Origin of the sequence: Mesorhizobium sp. WSM3862, assembly GCF_002294985.1 — a bacterium.
GTDB lineage: Bacteria > Pseudomonadota > Alphaproteobacteria > Rhizobiales > Rhizobiaceae > Mesorhizobium.
The window spans coordinates 789,021-811,511 of record NZ_NSGE01000003.1; the positions used below are offsets into that span (position 1 = coordinate 789,021).

The following is a 22,491-nucleotide window of genomic DNA, read 5'->3' on the forward strand; positions in this document are numbered from 1 at the left end:
GATGCTTTGGCCAGGATCGTCAAAGATCCGCTCTGTTGTTTTTGCTTGTTTTCTTCCGGTTTTTCAGACCGATTTCCGTCACAACACCACGCATTTACGGCGATCTCGCAGGCGCAGCCAAGGGGCGAGAAACCGAAAGCCGCCGCTATATAGTGATATCCCCATACAATGTCGACTCTGATCGTCGTGCCTGCTTCTTTCCGCCGCGTCAGGCGGGCGGCGGACAGCCTTTCGGGGAAGGTCTCGGCACCCTGCTGCGCATCTTGGCATGACGCTGCGCCATACTTGGGAGGTGGCGATCACCATCGTCTCGCCGTTCGTTGCCGCGACGCTGCAGCTTCTCATTCCACATTCGTTGCGGCGCGCCATCGACCAGGCGCAGGGCGTGATGGTTGCGGGCGGCGGGACGGCTGCCGAGCAGGCGCTGTAGACCACGGCCCTGACACTGCTGGTCGTCAGCGTCCTGCGCGGTCTTTTCACGATGGGGCAGAACGAGGCCATCGGCCATCAGACCGGCTATGAGCTGCGCCTGGGCCTTCTGCGAGGTGCGCGGGCTGCTCAGCCTGAGCTGCCCTTCGTCGCCCGGCGATGCTTCGTCACCCAATAGAGGAATGGGACGCGGCGGCCGGCAAAACGACGTGAACGCCAGGAAATCGATGGTACCGTTGGCTGGGCTCGAACCAGCGACCCCCAGATCCACAATCTGGTGCTCTAACCAACTGAGCTACAACGGCACATCCGCCTGAGCGCAATCCGAGGAGAAATCATTCCCCGCGTCCGCTCCGTCGTCGGCGATGCGTCCAATACGGATTATCGGAGTCTAATTCAAGGCCTTTGATGAGGCAAAGATCCGATGAACGAACCCGCACAGTCCTGATTGGGCAAAAGAAAAGGCCGGCGGGAGGAGGTGCCGGCCTTTTCCTGTTACGAGCCAGCGGGAGGAGGAGCTGGCTGGTCACCCCGGAGAGCAAAGGGAGGAGGTTTCACACTCCGGGTATTCATCTCATCAATTCATCGCACATCTATTTGTCTGACGAAATGCGACGTTTTGATGCATCGTTGAGTTGCGCCTGAAATCAGGCCGCCTTGATGTCCTTGAACGCCTTCTCGAAAGCGGTCTTCACCGGCTTCGAGACGTCCTCGACAGCCTTGGAGGCGACGGCCTGAAAGTCCTTGGCCTGCTCGACGGCCATCTCGGCGCGCTTGCGCAGGAAGGCAGTCTGCAGCTCGACGACTTCCGACAGCGTCTTGGCGCCGACCAGGGCTTCAAGGTGCGAGAAGCTGGCCTCGGCATTGGCGCGAAGGATGGCGATGGTCTTCAGCGAGACATCGCCGGAAACGGTCTTGGCGGTCTCGTAGGTCGACTCCAGAACCTTCTGGGTCTCCTCGGCGCCGTTCTTCAGTTTGGTGTAGGCCTCTTTCGACTGCTCGACGCCCTTCTCGGCGAAGGCGCGGATCTGGTCGGTGGCCTTGGAAGCGTCAAAGCTCGGGAATTCAACGTTCTCGATGGTCTCGGTCTTGGCAGTCTTGGACATTTTCCAACCTTTCAAGGGCAGCGGCTTTGACGGAAAGCCGTCTCGTTCATGTATGATGGCAATATAAAGGCAAGTTTTGTGCATTGCAATATCTTTGTTGCACTGCACCATAAAAAAAATCGCCCCGCCATTAACCAAGAGCCCAGAGATTTCGGCCGATACACGGCATGGCTTGTGGACCTTGGTCCCGTACGCTTTTATTAACAAAGCGTTAACTCAAAAAGCCCGCCTGGAAGGTCTGCCAGCGCATGCCGCCTGAAAACTACTCCTTCCTCGACGTCGCCGTGCTCGACGCGGTGCGCCAGCGCTTCGCCGCCGGCGACGCGCTGGCCATACTGTCGGCCGATCTTGAGCAGGTGATCTGGGCCAACGGGCCAGGTGCCGCGGTTTTCGGCTATCCGGAAATCGAAGCGATCATCGGCGCTTCCGCGCGGCTGCCGCTAATTGCCAGGCGGCAGATCATGGCGACCAGCGGCTTTCCGGATATCGGCAGCGACCGCGCCGTCACCGTGCGGCTGGCGACCGGCATGGTCAGCCGCGCCGTCGGCTTGCTCGCCAGCGCGGTAACGATGCCGGACGGCGAAAAGGCGATCATGCTGGCGATGCCCGCGGCGCAGACCGGCTCGCGCGGCGCCGCCGAAATCGCCAGCCGCGCCATTGGCGGCTTCACCGAGGCCGGACATTTCATCGCCTTCGTCGATGCCCAAGGCCATGTCGAGGCGGCTTCGGAGGGATTTGCCGCGCTCGGCATCAGGCCGGAGACGCTCGCTGCCCTGGTCGCGGACGTGGCAAGCGTTGGAGACCGCATCGTCAAGCGGCTTGTTCCCGGCGCAAGCACCTCCTACCCGGCCGGCTTTGCGCGCTTGACCGACACGCGCCATCTCCTGGTGGTGATCGACGAAGACCAGCTCGACGGCGAGCGGAACGACCAGCCCGACGCCGGTAAGTCGGCAGTGCCGGAAAGCGCGCCCGCCGTCTCCGAAGACAAAAACACCACAGTCAGCGCCGAGCCGAGCCGAGAGAACAATACCCAGTCTCCGGCCGCGGCAACGGGCGAAAAGGCAGACGCGGTCCCGCCGGCGGCCGCGGATGAGGCCCAGCCAACGCAAAGGACCGCGGCCACGGCCGACCGCGCGCCGGATGCTGCGCTGGTAGGCGGTGCCGGCCCGGCGCAGCATGACCATTGGTATTTCAATGCCGGCGGCGACGACGTGAAGGGGCCGGAGAGGCCGCCACAGATCGGACCGGCGGAGGTCGCGGCCGGAAGCCGGCAGCACACCGCCGGAACGGCGGCGGCCGAGCCGAGCGCGGCGCGCAACATCGACCGTTCGGCGCCGCCGCTGCGTTTCGTCTGGCGGACCGACGCCGAAGGCAAGTTCAGCGCGCTGTCGCCGGAATTCGCCGACATCGTCGGCAAACCCGCCGCCGATGTGATCGGTCGCCGCTTCAGGGATGTCGCCACGACTTTCGGCCTCGACGCATCGGGCGAGATCGCCACTCTGCTCGAGCGGCGCGATACCTGGTCGGGACGCTCGGTGCTGTGGCCGGTGGCGGGCACGGACCTGAAGATCCCCGTCGATCTTGCGGCGCTGCCGGTCTATGGCCGCAGCCGCGCCTTCGAAGGTTTCCGCGGCTTCGGCGTCGCGCGCAGCGCCGACGCCGTTGTCGACCCGGAAGCGCTCGGCATGGCGCTGGTGCCCAATGGCGCCGCTCCGACAGAACCCGAACCTGCCGCCGGGCAACCCGCGGCCGAGCCGGCGAAACCTGCCGACCCGTTCCTGGGCGAAGTGCCGGCGCTGACCATCGTGCCCAAGCCGGAGCGCCGCTATGCCGACAAGGTGATCCGGCTGGCCGAGCACAGGCAGCCGGCCAACGACAAGCAGCCGGGAAATGACAGGCCGACGAGTGAGAAAGGGCTGTCGATCCTCGAGCGCAGCGCCTTTCGCGAAATCGGCGAGCGGCTGCGGAAGGACAGTTCCGGCCCGGCCGAGCCGCCAAGCGGCGCAACCGCGGGTGCTCAAAAGCAACCAGATGCGGCTGCAACCGCCGACAAGGCTGCTCCCACGGCCGAACAACCGACGACCGGTGAGAGGAAGACCGACCACTCCGAACTGAACGCGATTGACGCCACCTCGGCTGAGCCGGCCATGCCGGAAGGCAACGAGGCCATTGATACGGCCGAAGCGGAGACCGAGGCGGAAGATCAAAAGGATCTGGCTCGGCTCGACGGCCCCGATGTTCCCGAGGCAGCCGCTGGAAAAGACGAAACGCCCGCTGTCTCCGGCTCGTTGCTCAACTATGCCGGGCGCGAGAAAGCTGCCGACGAGGCGCAGGAAGCGGCGGATTCCGACAGGCGCCAAACCGCAGCGGCGGACAGGGCAGCCGAACCGACGGCCGAGCGGCCGGCAGCCGAAGCCCCTACCCCTGAGGCAGGCGCTGGCGACGACGGTATGACCGCCGACGATTTTCGCGACGCGGAAGACAGCGAGGACTGGGCGGGTTCCGACCGGGATGGCGCCCTGCCCGCGGCTGAACAGCCTGGCGAAGCGAAAGCGCGGCCGGAAAGGCCGCGCCTCAGGGTGCGGCCGCTCAAGCTCGAGGGCTTCGTGCCCTCGGCTTTCTCAACCGGGGAAGGAGGCAGGGCTCCCGACACGTCCATCCTCGCCAGGCTGCCTGTGCCGCTGCTCATCCATTCCGGCGACGTGCTGCACTATGCCAATGAGGCGTTTCTCGAGCTCACCGGCTACGACGCGCTGGAAGACCTTGCCGATGCCGGCGGGCTCGGCGCGCTGTTCGCCGACCATTACGCCGATGATGGCGAGACCGACGAAAGCGATCGTTCACTGAAGCTCACAACCCGCCAGGGCCAGGAATTCCCGATCGATGCGCTCCTGCGCTCGGTGCCGTGGCGCGGCGGCAAGGCGCTGATGCTGGTGGTTCGTCGCTCGGGCGAGGACGAGGCGCCCTCCGCCCATCTCAGCGCGGCCAATGACGAGCCGAACCAGCAGCCGGACGTGTCCGAGCTGAAGTCGCGAATCGCCGAAATGCGCACCATCATCGACACCGCCACCGACGGCGTGGTGCTGATCGGCCGCGACGGCAACATCCGCTCGATCAGCCGCCCGGCTGAAGCCCTGTTCGGCTTCGACAGCGACGAGATCGCCGGCAAGCCCTTTGCCTCGCTGTTCGCCATCGAGAGCCAGCGCGCGGCGCGCGACTATCTCGTCGGCCTCTCCGAACCTGGCGTGGCGAGCTTGCTGAACGACGGGCGCGAGGTGATCGGCCGCGAGGCGCAAGGGCGCTTCATCCCGCTGTTCATGACCATCGGCAGACTGCCCAACGACAGCGGCTTCTGCGCCGTCGTACGCGATATCACGCAGTGGAAGCGGGCCGAGGAAGACCTCACCCAGGCGCGCGCCGTGGCCGAGCGCGCCTCCTCGCAGAAGACGGATTTCCTGGCCCGCATCAGCCATGAGATCCGCACGCCGCTCAACGCCATCATCGGCTTTTCCGAACTGATGGTGGACGAGAAGTTCGGACCGGTGGCCAACGACCGCTACCGAGACTATCTGCGCGACATAAACCGTTCGGGCAACCATGTGCTCGACCTCGTCAACGACCTGCTCGACATCTCCAAGATCGAGGCCGGCCAGCAGGAGATGGCCTATGAGGCGGTGTCGCTCAACGACACGCTGGCCGAAACGGTGGCGATGATGCAGCCGCAGGCCAACCGCGAGCGCGTCATCATCCGCTCGAGCTTCGCCTCGCGGCTGCCGGAAGTGGTGGCGGATTTGAGGAGTGTGCGCCAGATTGCGTTAAACATACTGTCGAACGCCATCCGCTATACCCAGGCCGGCGGCCAGGTTATCGTGTCCACCGCCTACGAGACCTCCGGCGACGTCGTCATGCGCGTGCGCGATACCGGCATCGGCATGACGCCGGCCGAGATCGAGCAGGCATTGAAGCCCTTCAAGCAGATCAATGCGCTCAAACGCGGCCGCGGCGACGGCACCGGCCTCGGGCTGCCTCTGACCAAGGCGATGGTGGAGGCCAACCGTGCCCGCTTCACCATCACATCGACACCTGGCGAAGGCACGCTGGTCGAGGTCGTCTTCCCATCGACGCGCGTGCTGGCCGAATAACGATCCGCAAGACCGAGCTTCGGCCAAAGAAAAAGGCGCCTGGAGGACGCCTTGGAAAATGGGATGCTGTCACAACGGGGCTTGAGCTGAACCTCAGGGGACGAGGAACGGGATTTCTCCCTCAAGTTACACGCGACTATCGGCGCCGTCCCTTAACAAGTCCTTACCGGGAGCCAAAAAAATTTACGAATGTGTACCACTCGTGAAATCTAGGTAAATTGGACCGACACTATTTCTTAACCGTGCCGGGAAGACCTAATCGGCAAGCTGCGGCAGGTTCCTGAACAGCTCCAGCGCTTCGGGATTGGCGAGCGCTTCCTTGTTCTTGATGGCGCGACCATGCACCACGTCGCGCACGGCAAGCTCGGTGATCTTGCCCGACTTGGTGCGCGGGATGTCGGTGACGGCAACGATCTTCGCCGGCACATGGCGGGGGCTGGCGCCCGAGCGGATTCTGGCGCGGATGCGCTTTTCCAGATCCTCATCGAGGCTCACGCCGGCGGCCAGCCGCACGAACAGCACGACGCGCACGTCGTTGTCGAAATCCTGGCCGATGCAGAGCGCCTCCAGGATTTCCGGCATCTGCTCGACCTGGTTGTAGATCTCGGCCGTGCCTATTCTCACCCCGCCTGGATTGAGCGTGGCGTCGGAGCGGCCATGGATGACCATGCCGCCATGCGCGGTCCATTCGGCGAAATCGCCATGGCACCAGATGTTGTCGAAGCGCTCGAAATAGGCCGCGTGGTACTTCTTGCCGTCCGGATCGTTCCAGAAGCCGATCGGCATCGACGGGAATGCCTTGGTGCAGACGAGTTCGCCCTTCTCCTGCCGGACCGGCTTGCCGTCGTCGTCCCACACGTCCACCGCCAGGCCGAGGCCCGGCCCCTGGATCTCGCCGGTCCAGACCGGCTCGGTCGGGACACCCAGCACGAAGCAGGAAACGATGTCGGTGCCGCCGGATATCGAGGCGAGATGCACGTCCTTCTTGATGCCGTCATAGACGAAGCGGAAATCCTCCGGCGACAGCGGCGAGCCGGTGGAAGAGATGGTCCGCACGCTTGCAAGGTCGTGGCTGTCGATCGGCTTCAGCCCTGCCTTGCGTAGGGAATCGATGAATTTCGCCGAAGTGCCGAAATAGGTCATCTTCTCGGCATCGGCGAAATCGAACAGCGCATTGCCGTCGGGGTAGAAGGGCGAACCGTCATAGAGCAGCAACGTCGCCCCCGAGGCAAGGCCCGAGACCAGCCAGTTCCACATCATCCAGCCGCAGGTGGTGAAGTAGAAAAAGCGATCGCCGTCGAGCAGGCCGGCATGCAGCCGCTGTTCCTTGACATGCTGGATCAGCGTGCCGCCGGCCGAGTGCACGATGCATTTCGGGATTCCGGTGGTGCCGGAGGAGAACAGAATGTAGAGCGGGTGCGAAAAAGGCAGTTGCTCGAAGGCGAGCGGCCTGGCGGCAAAGGGCGAGAGCGCTCCTTCCAGCGCCTCGGCCTGGTCGATGGTAGCGGCGACATCGGCCGACGTGCCGAGATAGTCGACGATCAGCACCTTGCGCACGGTCGCGAGCTTCTCGGCCACCGCGCGGATCTTGTCGGCGACCTCGATGGCTTTGCCGTTGTACCAATAGCCGTCAGGCGCGATGAAGACGACCGGCTCGATCTGGCCGAAACGGTCGAGCACGCCCTGTTCGCCGAAATCAGGTGAGCAGGAAGACCAGACCGCGCCAATCGAGGCGGCAGCCAGCATGGCAGCGACCGTCTCCGGCATGTTCGGCATCATGGCGGCGATGCGATCGCCCTCTCTGACGCCGATCGACAGGAAGAGCTGCTGCAGGCGCGAAGTGAGCGCATGGAGCTCGTTCCAGGACAGCCGGCGATCGACCTTGTCCTCGCCGCGGAAGACGATAGCCAGGCTGCCGCCGGTTTTTTTCATAAGGTTCTCGGCGAAATTGAGTTTCGCGTCGGGAAAGAAGGCGCCGCCAGGCATCTTCTCGCCATCGACCAGAGCCCGCTCGCCCTTGTCGCCGACAAGTCCGCAAAAGTCCCAGACGAGGTCCCAGAACGACTCGCGGTTGTCGATCGACCAGCGGTGGAGCTCGGCATAGCTGGAGAAAGCTTGGCCAGACTTCGCAACCGCAGCTTTCATGAAGGCAGTCATCGGCGCGGAGGCGATCCGGTCCTGCGTCGGCGTCCACAAGGGGGTGTCGGCAGCCATATCGTTCCTCCCAAAGCGCGTCGCGATTGCGGCAATTAAGCCTGATGTCGCCTGCGTCGTTGTCCCAAAACCGGCGTGGCGTTGGCGGACCGGACGGGTTTATCGCTTATGCATACCGCAGCGCAGCAGAGCAAGATTTTGTTGAAATGGCCGGCAAGGACACGGCGCAAACGCCATCGGAGGGCCATAAAGACTTGAAAAGCGTCGGCGCTCGGCTACACCCGTCGGGCGATTTGTCGGCAATGGAAACTCACGGGGCGAGATGAGATCATCTTTGATCCGGCGCGGGGTATGGGTAATCGGCGTTGCGGTGCTGGTCATCGCGCTCGCCGTCGCCGCCTTGCCGCTGATTGCCTCGACGCGCATCGTACGCGACCGCATCGCTTGGGAATTGAGCGCCTGGAGCGGTTTTCGCGTGACGATCGACGGCTCGCCGCGCATCGAGGTGTGGCCTAAGTTCCGAGCCATCCTCAGCGATGTGACGCTGTCGCAATGGACGGAGACCGACGCGCCGCCGGTGATCGAAGCCGAGCGCGTCGAAGTCGATCTCTCGGCCATGGCCGCCGTGCAGGGCGAGGTCCAATTCTCGACGGCACGGCTGGTGCGGCCGACGATCAGGGTGGAGCGCAAGGCGAGCGGCCTCTATCTGCCGCCGCTGCCGACCGGCGGCCGCATCACGCGCTCGATCGACACCGCTCGCGGCGTGGTCACCGCGAACCCGCAGAAGCCCGACCTCGGCAGACTGCCTTCCGATCCGTTCGGCATCGTCGAGTTCCGCGACGGCCGCGTCGTAACCTCGGTTGGCGGCAAGGATACCGAGATCCTGAGCAGCCTCAGCGGCCAGGTGAACTGGGCGGCGATGAACAGCGACGCCACGCTCACGGCGACCGGCATATGGCGCGGCGAGAGCGTCCAGATCGATTTTTCCTCGGCGAAGCCGCTGGTGCTGTTTGCCGGAGGGCTCGCGCCGGTCACGCTCGCCTTCAAGGCGGCGCCCGCCACGCTTTCTTTCGACGGCGTCGCCTCGATGTCGGAGAACGGCTATCTGGACGGCCAGGCGAAATTCACCGCCCCTTCGCTGCGACGCCTGCTTGAATGGTCGCAGGCCGGCATGGCGCCTGGTGCTGCGATCGGCTCCGTCTCGGTCGCGAGCAAGGTGGCGGCCTCGGCGGGACGCGCGAAGTTCGAGAACACGACGGTGGCGCTGGACAACAACCCCGGCATGGGAGCGCTGGACTTTTCGTTCAGCGAGCCCCTGCCCGTCATTTCCGGCACGCTTGCGTTCGATACGCTCGATCTTCGATCGGTGCTTTCCGCTTTCACGCCGATCGCTCCGGCCGGCCAGGCAGCCCCCGGCGAGTTCGACACCGGCTTCGCCGACAAGATGAACCTCGATCTCAGGCTGTCGGCAGCGCACGCCACCGCCGGCCCGATACAGCTTGCCGATGTCGCCGCGACCGCGCAGGTCAAGAACGGGCTTGCCGTCTTCGACATCTCCGACGCGTCGGCCTTCAACGGCAACATCCAGAGCAGCCTGCGCTTCGACCGCAAGCCGGACGGCACGCAGGTCGAGTTGCGGCTTTTGGCATCGGACGTCGACACCGGCGCCTTCGCCACCGCGGCGGGGATGACGCGGCTGGTGCCGGCCGGAACCGGAACCGTCTCGGTCATTCTGAAGGGGCCGGGCAAGGCCTGGGACTCGATCTTCGAGAACGCCGACGGGTCTTTCTCGGCGACGTTCGGGCCGGGCTCGCTCAACGGCCTCAATCTGCCTGCCTTTCTCAAGCGCAACGAACAGGGCGGATTCTTCGCCCTCGACGACGTCGCCGACGGCTCGCTGCCCATCGACGGTGCCGAGATCAAGGCGAGCATCTCGAAAGGTGTGGCGCGGCTGGACAAGGCCGAGGTCAATGCACAGAAGTACAAGATCTGGCTTTCGGGCATCGCCTCCTATACCGGGCGCGGGCTGGCGCTCTCGGGCGGCATCATCCCGAACGGACAACCTGCGCAGCAACAGCCGGCCCAACAACCGGCTACCGCCGGTCAGACAGCGGTGCAGGCGCCGCAGCCCCCAAAGCAATCGTTGTTCTTCGTCGGCGGCAACTGGAGCACTCCGTTCATCTCGCCGATCAGCCGCGGCGTTTCAGGCCAATAGAACAAGGCGCAGGTCGCGCCCGTCTTTGTTCCCTATCCGCGTTGCGCCGCCTGCTCATCGCGCTGGCGCTGGACCTCGCGGCGCTTGTTGGCGATCGAGGCAATGATGACGCCGATCGCGACGACGGCGATCAGGATGGTGCAGGCGGCATTGATCTCAGGCGTCACGCCGAGGCGCACCTGGCTGTAGATCTTCATCGGCAGCGTCGTGGCGCCGGGGCCCGAGGTGAAGGAGGCGACGACCAGATCGTCGAGCGAGAGCGTGAACGCCAGCATCCAGCCGGAGATGATCGCCGGCAAGATGACGGGCAAGGTGATCTGGAAAAAGGTCTTCACCGGCGGCGCGCCGAGGTCCATCGCGGCTTCTTCCAGCGAGCGGTCGAAGGAGACCAGGCGCGACTGCACGACGACGGCCACGAAGCACATGGTGAAGGTGATGTGGGCGAGCGTGACGGTGAAGAAGCCTCGGTCAAGCCCGACGGCCACGAAAAGCAAGAGCAGCGACAGGCCGGTAATGACTTCCGGCATCACCAGCGGCGCAAAGACCATGCCGGAAAACAGCACCCGCCCCTTGAAGCGTGTGTAGCGGGTCAAGGTGATCGCCGCCAGCGTGCCGAGCACGGTGGCAACGGTCGCCGAGATGACGCCGACGCGGGCCGTCACCCAGGTGGCGTCCATCAGGCCCTGGTTGTGGAACAGCGACACGTACCATTTCGTCGAGAAGCCGCCCCAGACGGTGACGAGCTTCGATTCGTTGAAGGAAAAGACGATGAGAAGCACGATCGGCAGATAGAGAAAGGCAAAGCCGAGCACGATCGAGGTGATGTTGAAGCGGCTCCAGGTGCCGTTCATTTGCCTTGCTCCTGGGCTTTCGCTTGAGCCTGCTGGAAGAACATGATCGGGACGGTCAGCACCAGGAGCAGGATGACCGCCACCGCCGACGAGACCGGCCAATCGCGGTTGGCGAAGAATTCGTTCCACAGCGTCTTGCCGATCATCAGCGTCTGCGAGCCGCCGAGAAGGTCCGGTATGACGAACTCGCCGACCGCCGGGATGAAGACCAGCAGGCAGCCGGCAATCACGCCCGGCAGCGACAGCGGGAAGGTGATCTTCCAAAAGGCGCCGATCGGCGGGCAGCCGAGATCCTGCGCCGCCTCGATCAGCGAATAGTCCATCTTCTCCAACGACGAGTAGAGCGGCAGCACCATGAAGGGCAGATAGGAATAGACTATGCCGATGAAGATCGCGGTGTAGGTGTTGAGGATGACCAGCGGCTGGCTGATCAGGCCAGTGGCGAGCAGCACCTGGTTGAGCAGCCCTTCGGGTTTCAGGATGCCGATCCAGGCATAGACGCGGATCAGGAACGAGGTCCAGAACGGCAGGATCACCAGCATTAGCAAGGTCGGCCGGATCGTCGCCGGCGCGCGCGCCATGCCATAGGCGATCGGATAGCCGACGATCAGCGTCAGCACCGTCGAGATGCCCGCGATGATCAGGCTGGTCACATAGGCGTTGAAGTAAAGCGCGTCCTGGGTCAGCCACGTGTAATTGTCGAAGTTGAGCTCGCGAAAGCCGGCGAAGAATCCGGAAATACCGTCGCCGAAATCGAGCACCGGGGTGTAAGGCGGCATCGAGATCGCCGTCTGCGACAGCGAGATCTTGAAGACGATGATGAACGGGACAAGGAAGAAGAACAGCAGCCAGAGATAGGGAACGATGATAACGAGACGGTCGACGAAGCCCTTCGCCAGCTTGGTCGGCAACTGAGCGGCGGTTTCAGCCGAGGAAGGGGCGGCGGCGATATTGGTCATGGCCGCCCTGTTACCTTGTCAGCACGACGCCGGCGTCCGGCCGGAAGGAGACCCAGGCGCGATCGTTCCAGGTCAGCGGGTCCTCGCTGACGCGGGCAGCGTTCAACGCGCTTGCCCGCACCATCTGTCCGTCGTCGAGCTTGATGTGGTAGACGGTCATGTCGCCAAGATACGCAACGTCATAGACTTCGCCTTCCAGCGCATTGACGGCATCGGCCGGCTTCCTCGACGAGACCTTGATCTTCTCGGGCCGGATCGCGAAAACGATGTCGGCGCCCTTGGTGGTGTCGGTGGCATTCTCGACAACGATCTGCGCACCGGTCGCGCCGGTGATGCGCGTCGTATTCGCTGCCCGCTCGGCAACCTTGCCCTCGAACATGTTCACATTGCCGACGAAATGCGCCACGAAGCGCGACGTCGGGGCCTCGTAGATTTCCGCCGGCGTCGCCACCTGCATCACCTCGCCCCTGTCCATGATGCCGATGCGGTCGGCCATGGTCATGGCTTCCTCCTGGTCGTGGGTGACGACGACGAAGGTAAGCCCAAGTTCCTGCTGCAGGTCCATCAGTTCGAACTGCGTCTCCTCACGCAGCTTCTTGTCGAGCGCGCCGAGCGGCTCGTCCAGCAAAAGCACCTTCGGCCGCTTGGCGACCGAGCGGGCAAGCGCCACGCGCTGGCGCTGACCGCCGGAAAGCTGGTGCGGCTTGCGCTTGGCGAACTGCTCGAGCTTGACCAGCCTCAGCATCTCGGCGACGCGCTTTTCGATATCGGGAGCGGGCATGCCTTCCTGCTTGAGGCCGAAAGCGATGTTCTTTTCCACCGTCATATGCGGAAACAGCGCGTAGGACTGGAACATCATGTTCACCGGCCGCTTATAGGGCGGAATGCCGCGCAGGTCCTGGCCGTCGAGCAGAATGCGCCCCGCGGTCGGCTCCTCGAAGCCGGCGAGCATCCTGAGCAGGGTCGACTTGCCGCAGCCCGAGGCGCCGAGCAGGGCGAAGAACTCACGTTCGAAGATGGTCAGCGACAGATTGCTGACAGCGGTGAAGTCGCCAAACTTCTTGGTCACCTTGTCGAACTGGATATACGGCTTGGCGCTCGGATCATTCCATGGCGCGAAATCCCTGCGGATGCTGCCAAGCGATTTCATGTCCCACTCCGGGTCTGTTTCGTTCCGCTGGAACGGTTCATGGTTTCGAGAAAACGCCGAACCGCTCCAGCTTTTTGTTTTTGACGCAATTCCGGGCGGAAAACCGTCCCACACTGTTGCTGGAATTGCTTCTAAAGAAAGCGACCCCGGCAGTTTCTGCCGGGGTCGCGTCTCGATGCTTATTGGCCGGTGACGATCTTGGTCCAGGTGCGCGTGATGATGCGCTGTGTCTTGGGATCGTAGGGCTGCACGGTGTAAAGCTTCTTGGTCGTCTCCTCGTCCGGATAGACCGAGGTGTCCTCCAGCAGGGCCTTGTCGACGAACTGCTGCGAGGCCTTGTTGCCGTTGGCGTAGAGCACATAATTCGAGGATTTGGCGATGACTTCCGGCGTCATCATGTAGTTGATGAACTCATGCGCTTCCGCGACATGCGGCGCGTCGGCGGGGATCGCCATCTGATCGAACCACATCTGGGCGCCTTCCTTGGGCACCGAATAGCCGATCTCGACGCCCTGCTTGGCCTCCTCGGCGCGGTTGCGCGCCTGGAACACATCTCCCGACCAGCCGATCGCCAGGCAGATGTCGCCGTTTGCCAGCGCGTTGATGTATTCCGAGGAATGGAACTTGCGAATATACGGCCGGACCTTGAGCAGGGCTTCCTCGGCCTTGGCGATATCCTCGGGCGAGGTGCTGTTTGGATCGAGGCCGAGATATTTCAACGTGGCCGGAATGATGTCGGAGGGGGAATCCAGCACATAGACGCCGCAATCCTTGAGCTTGGCGAGGCTCTCCGGATTGAAGAACACATCCCAGCTGTCGATCTTGTCGGTGCCGAGTGCCGCCTGCACCTTCTTGACGTTGTAGCCGAGGCCGACGGTGCCCCACATGTAGTTGACCGAATACTCATTGTTCGGATCATACTTGGCGGTGCGCTCCGAAATGACATCCCACATGTTGGAGATGTTCGGCAGCTTCGACTTGTCGAGCTTCTGGAAGACGCCGGCCTGGATCTGGCGCGCCAGGAAATTGGCGCTGGGCACCACCACATCATAGCCGCTGCCCCCGGCCAGCAGCTTCGTCTCCAGGATCTCGTTGGAGTCGAAGGTGTCGTAGACGACCTTGATGCCGGTCTTCTTGGTGAAGTCCTCGATGATCGAGCTGTCGATATAGTCCGACCAGTTATAGACGTTGACGACGCGGTCGTCGGCATGGCCGCTCGCGGCGAAGAGCGTCAGAAAGGCCGAAGTCGCCGAAAGCAAAAGCGCTTTGCGGATCATGATATTCTCCTTTGGTGAGTGTTCCCGTGCCGGCTCGTCGCGATGATGGCGCGGGACGGCGTTTGTTGGCGTTTGTTTCAGACTATTGAGCTTTCCGGGGAGCGACAAGCGCGCGCGACTGGCAGTGCGCCGGATCGTTGAGTGACGGGTACCGCCCTTGCCTCCTTTCCAGGAAGCTGTTCGGACGGCCTCAGCGGCGTTGGCCGCGGCGTAAGCAGAGATGTACCGATGCGGTCCGGCCTCGATGAGGCCGGCGGAGTCACTTGGCAAGATACGCCTGTCTTGTTGTTGCCGTAATTGCAGCCTGCCCGCCCCGCAGCGGAGTTGTCAATGGGGAAGACACGCAAGCATCAATTGGGAGACGGCAGCCCGGTGATGCCCGGCCGCTCGGGCCGGGTCTGCCGCTTGAACTCAGACGCAATATGAACAAGCAGCGCGGCGATGACGACCGCGCCGCCGATGATGGTGCGCCCCGACGGCACCTCGGAATGGACGAGCCACACCCAGATCGGACCGAGGATCGGCTCGAAAGTGCCGAGCAGCGCCGCGACGGCCGCGGGCACCAGGCGGGCGCCCATGGCGAAAAAAGCAAGACCGACGCCGAGATTGATGACGCCGAAGGCGAAGAGAAAGCCCATGTCGCGCCCGGAGACGGTGAATTCCGTGGCTTGCGAGGCAGCAAAAGCACCGGCGAGCAATGCGCCGAGGCATGTGGCCGGCACCATGCGCACATGGGCAAAGCGCCGGGTGATCACGGTCGCGAACGACAACATCACCGCGATCAGCAATGCCAGGCCGTCGCCGATCGGCGAGGCGGCGCCGTCAAGCGATTCCGAGACCATGATGGCCACGCCGGTGATGACGGCAGCAATGGCGATCCAGGTTACTGGGGTCACGCGTTCGCGAAGCAGCACCCAGGCGAGCATGGCCGCCAGAAGCGGGACACCGGCCTGCATCAACAAGATGTTGGCGACCGTCGTGTAGGCGAGCGCGACGATGAAGCTCGTGGAGGCGGTGGCGAAGCAGAGGGCGACGCCCAGCCCAGGCAGGCCCATGTCGCGGAACAATCTCCAGGTGCCGCGCCAGCCGTCGCGCCAGAGCATGAAGGCGACGAGGAAGCCCACCGCCCAGATCGAGCGCCAGAACACCACGGTCCAGCTGTCGCCGACATGGATGAAGCGAGCGATGGTGCCGCCAAAGCTCCACATCAGCGCCGACAGGAAGACCAGCAGCATGCCGATCCGCTCCTCGCGCGGCGAGACGGCAGCCAAGGCAACGCGAGACGAGGCGGTATCGGTCATAGGCGAGACTGTCAGCGATTTTGCCGGCGGCACGATCCACCACGGACGACCACACCATATCCCATTCGCGTAGCGCAAATGCTGGAGCCAGGCGTGATCCAGCATCCGCTGAAATGTAGGACAAAGCCGGCTTGCGGGCCGCCGAACCGCTGCGGCTGGCGGGGGTGCTACCCCTGGAAATCGAAGGCGCTGAGACCCGTCACCATCTCGTCGAGGCCAAGCGGCCGGGTCACCGGCGGCTCGGCGCGCGCCAGGCAGCCGACGCGCTCGCAGAGCCTGCAGGCCGGGCCGACCGGCGTTGCATATGCCGTGCTCTGCGCGACCTTGGCGGCGGACGGTCCGGGCAGCGCCGCGCTGTAGACGATCTCGTCGCGAAAGCCAATGTCGCAGCCCAGCAGAAGCGCCGTGCGCCGCGGCCGCTCGGAGAAGGCGCCTTGCGGCCCTTCGAGCGTGCGGGCGATGCAGAGGAACTCCGCGCCGTCCGGCATTTCCACAGCCTCGACCAGGATCCGGCCCGGCTGCGAAAAGGCCGCATGGACAGGAAGCTTCGGACAGGCGCCGCCAAAGCGGCTTTGCGGATAGCCAAGGCTGCCCGCCTTGCGGAAGCGGTTGCCGGCACTGTCGACCTCCAGCATGAAGAACGGTACGCCTGAGGCGCTTGGCCGCTGCAGCATGGTCAGGCGGTTTGCCGCCTGCTCGAAGGAGACGCCGAAGCGCGAACGCAAGACGTCGATGTCGTAGCGGGCGCGGACGGCCGCTGCATAAAAGGCGTGATAGGGCATCATCAGCGCGTGCGCCGCATAGCGGCCGAGCTCGAAACGGGCTAAGCGACGCGCTTCGTCCGTGCCGAGCTTCAACGTCTGGATCTCGCTCGCCACCGCCACCGTCATGCGCATCAGGCTCGCCTCCATGGCGACCTCGCGCAGCTGATCGAAGGGGGAGAGCCGCTCTGACAGGAACAGGCGTTGCGAATGGCGATCGTAGCGCCTGCGCCAGTTCGGCATGGTGGCCACCGGCAGCACCTTGACCACGATGCCGTGCTCGCGCCTGAGCCACGCCTTCAGCGTGCCGAACAGGTCGTCGCCCGGATCGAGCAGCGAAATGAAGGCCTCGGCTTCCTCCTCCAGCGCGGCGAAATGGTTCGGCCTGCGCTCGAAAGTCTCGTGCACTTCGTCGACAGGCAGGCGCTTGCCGGACAATGCGGTCGCCCTGCCCTCCCGCGCCAGGAGTTCATTGAGATCCGACAGCCGATCGGCCTGCTCGCGATAGGCGCGAAACAATTTCACCATCGCGGCGGAAGCGTTCGGCGCGATCTCGGCGAGGTCGATCAGTTCCTGGTCGCCCGGCAGTTCGCCGGCCAGCAGCGGATCGCCGAACACTTCCTTCAGCGCCGCGATCGATCCTTTGGTCTCGCCCTGCAATTCGTGCGGGTCGATCTTGTAGACTGACGCCAGCTTGAGGATCAGCTGCACCGTCAGCGGCCGCTGGTTGCGCTCGATTAGATTGAGGTAGGACGGCGAGATGCCCAGGCCTTCGGCCATCGCCGTCTGGGTCAGGCCCTTGGCGTTGCGAAGCCGGCGGATGCGCGGCCCGGCGAAAATCTTCTGCTCGGCCAATCGGCTACCTTGACAAGAGTTTTACATAACGGCGCGCCGTCGCGGGCTCATCCAACTTTTTACAATCATGACAGATTTACAGCCCCGACCTGTCAAACGCAACACCAGTTTTCTCGTATTTTAGCGGGCAAGCTCCGGTTTTTCTGGCGAATTTTGCGGCGCAATGTAAACAATGTAACACGTGAACGGCGCACAGATACGTCCCTCAAACGGGCCATCTAAACAAGCAAGACTGTCCTGGAGCAATCGATGACTGATTTTTACAACCTCGTCCCGTCCGCGCCGGAAGGCCGTTTCGACGGCATCGAACGGCCCTACTCGCCGGAGGACGTGAAGCGGCTGCGCGGCTCGGTCCAGATTCGCCATACTCTTGCCGAGATGGGCGCGAGCAGGCTGTGGAAGCTGATCCACGAGGAAGATTTCGTCAATGCGCTCGGCGCCATGTCGGGCAACCAGGCCATGCAGCAGGTCAGGGCGGGGTTGAAGGCGATCTATTTGTCGGGCTGGCAGGTCGCGGCCGACGCCAATACCGCGTCGGCCATGTATCCGGACCAGTCGCTTTATCCGGCGAATGCAGCGCCGGAGCTGGTCAAGCGCATCAACCGCACGCTGCAGCGCGCCGACCAGATCGAGACATCCGAAGGCAAGGGTCTTTCGGTCGAGACCTGGTTCGCGCCCATCGTCGCGGACGCCGAAGCCGGCTTTGGCGGGCCGCTCAACGCGTTCGAGATCATGAAGGCTTTCATCGAGGCCGGTGCCGCTGGCGTCCACTATGAGGACCAGTTGGCGTCGGAGAAGAAGTGCGGCCATCTCGGCGGCAAGGTGCTGATCCCGACCGCAGCGCATATCCGCAACCTCAATGCGGCCCGGCTTGCAGCGGACGTGATGGGCACGCCGACGCTGGTGGTGGCGCGCACCGACGCGGAAGCCGCCAAGCTGCTCACCTCCGACATCGACGAGCGCGACCGGCCTTTCGTCGACTATGACGCCGGCCGCACGGTCGAGGGCTTCTATCACGTCAGGAACGGCATCGAGCCCTGCATCGCGCGCGCCGTCGCCTACGCGCCGCATGCGGACCTGATCTGGTGCGAAACCTCGAAGCCGGATCTTCAGCAGGCAAGGAAGTTCGCTGAAGGGGTGCACAAGCACCACCCCGGCAAGCTGCTCGCCTATAATTGCTCGCCGTCGTTCAATTGGAAGAAGAACCTGGACGACGCGACCATCGCGAAATTCCAGAAGGAACTCGGCGCCATGGGCTACAAATTCCAGTTCATCACACTGGCCGGGTTCCACCAGCTGAACTTCGGCATGTTCGAACTGGCCCGCGGCTACAAGGAGCGCCAGATGGCGGCCTATTCGGAACTGCAGGAGGCGGAATTCGCGGCGGAGGTCCATGGCTATACCGCGACCAAGCATCAGCGCGAAGTCGGCACCGGCTATTTCGATGCCGTTTCGATGGCGATCTCCGGCGGCCAGTCTTCGACCACCGCCATGCATGAGTCGACCGAGCACGCCCAGTTCAGGCCGGCGGCCGAGTAATGACAACACCAGAGGAAACGCCCGAAGGGCACTTACGTCGAGGAGAACAGCAATGGCATCGATAAGCCGGGTCAAGGAACGGGCCGAAGAACAATCAAGCGCGATGAGCGTCGATCAGCAGGCGACGATCCGCATGCTTGCCAACGACCTGCACAGGCTCAACCAGTCTGTGATGAAGGCGGTCGAAGCAGGTGTGTCCGTCGAGCTGGTGCGCTCTGCCAGGCACCATGGCGGAGACGGCAACTGGGGTGATCTTTTGATCCCAGTGATCGTCACCCATCAGAACCAAGGCTGACGTAACGTCAACAATCACTCGCGAGTGTCTCCCGTGTGCTATACGTTCCGGGAGACGTTCGTTTTTTCGAATTGTGGCCGTGGCGCTGGGGAGAACTTGCGCCGGATTTTAGCAATTCTTGCTATATTATCATTTTCCACTATTTTTGCTTGACACCGCTGGCGATCTCGCGCCAATTGCGCGCTTAAGGTTTCAACCCTGCATTGAACCAGAGCCTCCGCCATACATGTGTCCCGCCAATCGTGACGACTCTGAAAAACCAATGAAACCGGCGGACCGTGGCGCGGCGGCCCGGCTGCCGGCGGATATCTCCAAGGTGCTGGTGGTCGGCAAATCGTCGATCAACCGGGTCGTCGTATCGAAAATCGTGGAAAAGTCCGGGCTGAAGCCGATTTCGGAGCCACCGGAGGCGGCCGAGAAAGCTTTGGCCGGCCTGGTTCCCGGCGCAATCATACTCGACGGCGGACCCGACGACAGGGATTGCGACAGGTTGCTGTCCGGCATCGACGCGCTGCGGCGCGCTTCCGGCAAGGCGCGGCCCGCCGTGATCCTGCTTTCAACCAGGAATGGCACGCCGGACAGCCTCGGCCTGTCGAGCGTGGTCGACGCCGTGGTCGCCAAGCCGATCACGCCCGAAAGGCTGCAACCAGTAATCGATCGCCTGGTCGGCCGCGGCTAGGCAGAGGCGACGCTCAGCCGGGCTTCGCTATTGCCTCGACCAGTGCCGGCAACTCGCCGAGATCTGCGATCTCGCGAAAACGCGGCGCCGCGACAGGCGCCTCGGCGTGTTCGATCGCCCAGGTCAATTCGTGCGGCACATGGATGCCCCAGCCACCGGCCTCGATGGCGGGAACAACGTCGGACTTGAGCGAGTTACCAACCATCATGCTGTTCTGCGGACCGTCGCCATGGCGGCTGAAGATGCGGGCATAGGTGGCTGCGCTCTTGTCGCTGACGATCTCGACGGCATCGAAGAGATCACCCATTCCCGACTGCGCGAGCTTGCGCTCTTGATCGAAGAGGTCGCCCTTGGTGATCAGCACCAGATGGTAGGAGCCCGCCAGCTTTTCGACCGTCTCGCGGGCATGCGGCAGCGGCTCGATCGGATGGCTGAGCATCTCGCGGCCGGCAGCCAGGATTTCGCCGATGACCGAACCGGGCACCTCGCCGTTTGTGATCGCGACGGCCGTCTCGATCATCGACAGCGTAAAGCCCTTAATGCCGAAGCCATAGAGGGCGAGGTTGCGCCTTTCCGCTTCGAGCAGCCGTGCCGCGATGTGCTCATGATCGCCGTGCTCGGCCAGCAAGGCGGCAAAACGCTTCTCGGTCAGGCGGAAGAACTGCTCGTTCTGCCACAGCGTGTCGTCGGCATCGAAGCCGATGGTGGTCAAACGTGGAGCGGACATGTGCGACCCTTTGCTTACAGGCTCATCTAGACCCTGTGGCGCTGCGCCGCCAGCAAGAAGACAGGCACGCCGGTTCCTTGGGGCTGCGTCTCGGCTTGCCTGTCGCGACGCGGGCGCCTCCCCTTTCCTTCCGCCACGGCGCCCGGCTATACTTTGAAATCCGCAACACAATCTGGTGAATGATGCCGCCTGAAAAAAAGGAAGTCCGTCCGTCGAGCCGGGGGGGACGCGCCCGCACGCCTGCCTTCTTGAAAAACGAACGGGGTGTGAAGAATTGGAAGGAAGCCAGCGCCTGGCTGGAATGGCGGGGCATCGAGGACATCGAGTGCATCACGCCGGACCAGGCCGGCGTCGCCCGCGGCAAGATGATGCCGTCGAAGAAATTCACCTCCAACACATCGCTGGCGTTGCCTTCAGCCGTGTTCATGACGACGATATCCGGGGGCTATCCGGAAGACGGCAATGGCTTCCACTATCCGGAGGACGACGGCGACCTGAAGCTCTTGCCCGATCTCTCGACACTGACCGTCGTGCCTTGGGAGGAAGATCCGACCGCCGCGGTGATCTGCGACCTCGTCCACCAGGATGGCCGCTCCGTCGAATTCACGCCGCGCAACGTTCTGAAGCGCGTGCTGGCCGCCTATGACGACCGTGGGCTGAAGCCGGTGGTGGCGCCCGAGATCGAATTCTATCTGGTACGCAAGAACCCCGATCCGGACTACCCGCTGACGCCGCCCGTCGGGCGCTCAGGGCGGCCGATCGGCGGCGGCGCCGGCTATTCGATCGCGGGCGTTAACGAGTTCGACGAACTGATAGACGACATCTATCATTTCTCGGAGCGGCAAGGCCTGGAGATCGATACGCTGATCCACGAGGAGGGCGCCGGCCAGCTCGAGATCAACCTGCGTCACGGCAATCCGATCGAGCTTGCCGACCAGGTCTTCATGTTCAAGCGCACGATCCGCGAGGCGGCGCTGAAGCACGAAATCTACGCCACCTTCATGGCCAAGCCGATCCAGGGGCAACCTGGCTCGGCCATGCATATCCACCAGTCGGTGGTCGACAAGAAGACCGGCAAAAACATCTTCTCGGCCGAGGACGGCGCCGAGACGGATGCGTTCTTCCATTTCATCGGCGGCATGCAGAAACACGTGCCGAACGCGCTGGTGATGCTTGCGCCTTACGTCAATTCCTATCGGCGGCTCACGCAGGCTGCGTCGGCGCCGGTCAACAACAAGTGGGGCTACGACAACCGCACGACGGCTTTCCGCGTGCCGCGTTCCGATCCAGCGGCGCGGCGCGTCGAAAATCGGATTCCGTCCTCGGACGCCAATCCCTATCTGGCGCTTGCCGCCTCGCTTGCCTGCGGGTTGATCGGCATGAACAACAAGGTCCAGGCCGAGCCGCCGGTGCTGACGACCGCCAACGAGGACGAGATCGACCTGCCGCGCAGCTTGCTCGAGGCCGTGGACCTTTTCGAGGCCGACAAGGAGCTTGGCGCCATTGTCGGCAAATCCTTCGCAGCCACATATGCGGCCATCAAGCGAGCCGAGTTCGAGACATTCATGGAAGTGATCAGCCCTTGGGAGCGGGAGTATCTGTTGCTGAATGTGTGAGCGGCCACTTCGTCGAGTGAATGGGTGAATAGTGAATGGTATTGGATGGGTGAACGCAGCCAGAGCGCTCTAGCAAAGCATTCACTATTCACCATTCACCATTCACCTGCGTTTCCGCATGCCTCGATGGGCGGGTATTCCGGCCACGGCATCATGCTGTCCAACTTCTTCGGCAAGCTCTACGCCGAGACGGTCGCGGGCAATCGCGACCGCTGAAGCTGATCGAGTATCTGAAGATTCCCGCCTTCCCGGACAGCTGTTGTTTACGCGCACCGCTGCTGTTTCTGGCGCTCAACTGGTTCGCACTGCGCCGCAGGATCTGAAACCGGAACATGTGCAGAAGCTGTTAATTCGACAAGTCCGCTTCCCTAACGGCACGTTGCGGAATCCTTAACAAACGCGCAAAATTTCGCAAAAAGGCGCACTGATGCCATA

At 63.3% G+C, this 22,491-nt stretch carries 15 protein-coding genes, 1 tRNA gene and 2 pseudogenes; 8 read left to right on the top strand and 10 right to left on the bottom strand.

Annotation, left to right across the window (positions count from 1 at the left end; translation table 11 throughout):
* Window positions 1-260 precede the first annotated feature (260 nt).
* Window positions 261-532, top strand: a pseudogene (locus CK224_RS12115) (ABC transporter ATP-binding protein); the annotation flags it as partial.
* A 125-nt stretch (window positions 533-657) separates the two neighbouring features.
* Here the strand turns inward: CK224_RS12115 and CK224_RS12120 are convergent.
* A tRNA-His gene (locus tag CK224_RS12120) sits at window positions 658-734 on the bottom strand.
* A gap of 342 nt (window positions 735-1,076) precedes the next feature.
* On the bottom strand, window positions 1,077-1,535 hold the full coding sequence (locus CK224_RS12125; protein WP_066989279.1) for a phasin: 459 nt from the start codon (window positions 1,533-1,535) through the stop codon (window positions 1,077-1,079).
* A gap of 248 nt (window positions 1,536-1,783) precedes the next feature.
* Here CK224_RS12125 and CK224_RS12130 point away from each other — a divergent pair, with 248 nt between their 5' ends.
* Window positions 1,784-5,677, top strand: coding sequence for a PAS domain S-box protein (locus CK224_RS12130; protein ID WP_095781915.1), 3,894 nt, complete (start codon window positions 1,784-1,786; stop codon window positions 5,675-5,677).
* A 255-nt stretch (window positions 5,678-5,932) separates the two neighbouring features.
* Here CK224_RS12130 and CK224_RS12135 read toward each other — a convergent pair whose 3' ends face one another.
* Complete coding sequence (locus CK224_RS12135) at window positions 5,933-7,891, bottom strand: acetoacetate--CoA ligase (protein ID WP_095781916.1); 1,959 nt, start codon at window positions 7,889-7,891, stop codon at window positions 5,933-5,935.
* Between the two features lie 262 nt (window positions 7,892-8,153).
* Here CK224_RS12135 and CK224_RS12140 point away from each other — a divergent pair, with 262 nt between their 5' ends.
* Complete coding sequence (locus tag CK224_RS12140) at window positions 8,154-10,046, top strand: AsmA family protein (protein ID WP_095781917.1); 1,893 nt, start codon at window positions 8,154-8,156, stop codon at window positions 10,044-10,046.
* 32 nt (window positions 10,047-10,078) lie between these two features.
* Here the strand turns inward: CK224_RS12140 and CK224_RS12145 are convergent, their stop codons facing one another.
* The 6 genes from CK224_RS12145 to CK224_RS12170 form a co-directional block, all read right to left on the bottom strand.
* Window positions 10,079-10,897, bottom strand: a complete 819-nt coding sequence (locus CK224_RS12145) for an ABC transporter permease subunit (protein WP_095781918.1) — start codon at window positions 10,895-10,897, stop codon at window positions 10,079-10,081.
* Window positions 10,894-11,856 carry an ABC transporter permease subunit gene (locus tag CK224_RS12150; RefSeq protein ID WP_095781919.1) on the bottom strand — a complete coding sequence of 321 codons (963 nt, stop codon included), beginning with the start codon at window positions 11,854-11,856 and terminating at the stop codon, window positions 10,894-10,896. Before CK224_RS12150 ends, CK224_RS12145 begins: the two co-directional genes overlap by 4 nt.
* A gap of 10 nt (window positions 11,857-11,866) precedes the next feature.
* Entirely contained in the window at window positions 11,867-13,006 is a 1,140-nt protein-coding gene (locus tag CK224_RS12155) for an ABC transporter ATP-binding protein (RefSeq protein ID WP_095781920.1), read from the bottom strand.
* A 179-nt stretch (window positions 13,007-13,185) separates the two neighbouring features.
* Complete coding sequence (locus CK224_RS12160) at window positions 13,186-14,283, bottom strand: polyamine ABC transporter substrate-binding protein (protein ID WP_095781921.1); 1,098 nt, start codon at window positions 14,281-14,283, stop codon at window positions 13,186-13,188.
* Between the two features lie 350 nt (window positions 14,284-14,633).
* Complete coding sequence (locus CK224_RS12165; protein ID WP_066989295.1) at window positions 14,634-15,584, bottom strand: DMT family transporter; 951 nt, start codon at window positions 15,582-15,584, stop codon at window positions 14,634-14,636.
* Window positions 15,585-15,751: 167 nt separating this feature from the next.
* Complete coding sequence (locus CK224_RS12170; RefSeq protein WP_095781922.1) at window positions 15,752-17,200, bottom strand: XRE family transcriptional regulator; 1,449 nt, start codon at window positions 17,198-17,200, stop codon at window positions 15,752-15,754.
* 249 nt (window positions 17,201-17,449) lie between these two features.
* Between CK224_RS12170 and aceA the strand changes: the two genes are divergently transcribed.
* From aceA to CK224_RS12185, 3 genes are all read left to right on the top strand, one after another.
* Window positions 17,450-18,739, top strand: a complete 1,290-nt coding sequence (gene aceA / locus CK224_RS12175) for an isocitrate lyase (protein ID WP_066989300.1) — start codon at window positions 17,450-17,452, stop codon at window positions 18,737-18,739.
* 52 nt (window positions 18,740-18,791) lie between these two features.
* Complete coding sequence (locus CK224_RS12180; protein ID WP_066989302.1) at window positions 18,792-19,034, top strand: hypothetical protein; 243 nt, start codon at window positions 18,792-18,794, stop codon at window positions 19,032-19,034.
* A 262-nt stretch (window positions 19,035-19,296) separates the two neighbouring features.
* Window positions 19,297-19,713 carry a response regulator gene (locus CK224_RS12185; protein WP_164747267.1) on the top strand — a complete coding sequence of 139 codons (417 nt, stop codon included), beginning with the start codon at window positions 19,297-19,299 and terminating at the stop codon, window positions 19,711-19,713.
* A 13-nt stretch (window positions 19,714-19,726) separates the two neighbouring features.
* Here the strand turns inward: CK224_RS12185 and CK224_RS12190 are convergent, their stop codons facing one another.
* Window positions 19,727-20,440, bottom strand: a complete 714-nt coding sequence (locus CK224_RS12190) for an HAD family hydrolase (RefSeq protein ID WP_095781924.1) — start codon at window positions 20,438-20,440, stop codon at window positions 19,727-19,729.
* Window positions 20,441-20,622: 182 nt separating this feature from the next.
* On the opposite strand from CK224_RS12190, the gene CK224_RS12195 reads away from it, so the two are divergent.
* Window positions 20,623-22,056 (top strand): glutamine synthetase family protein, encoded by a 1,434-nt coding sequence (locus tag CK224_RS12195; RefSeq protein ID WP_095776675.1) that lies wholly within the window; start codon window positions 20,623-20,625, stop codon window positions 22,054-22,056.
* Between the two features lie 114 nt (window positions 22,057-22,170).
* Window positions 22,171-22,379: pseudogene (locus tag CK224_RS12200) on the top strand (FAD-dependent oxidoreductase); the annotation flags it as partial.
* Between the last annotated feature and the right edge of the window lie 112 nt (window positions 22,380-22,491).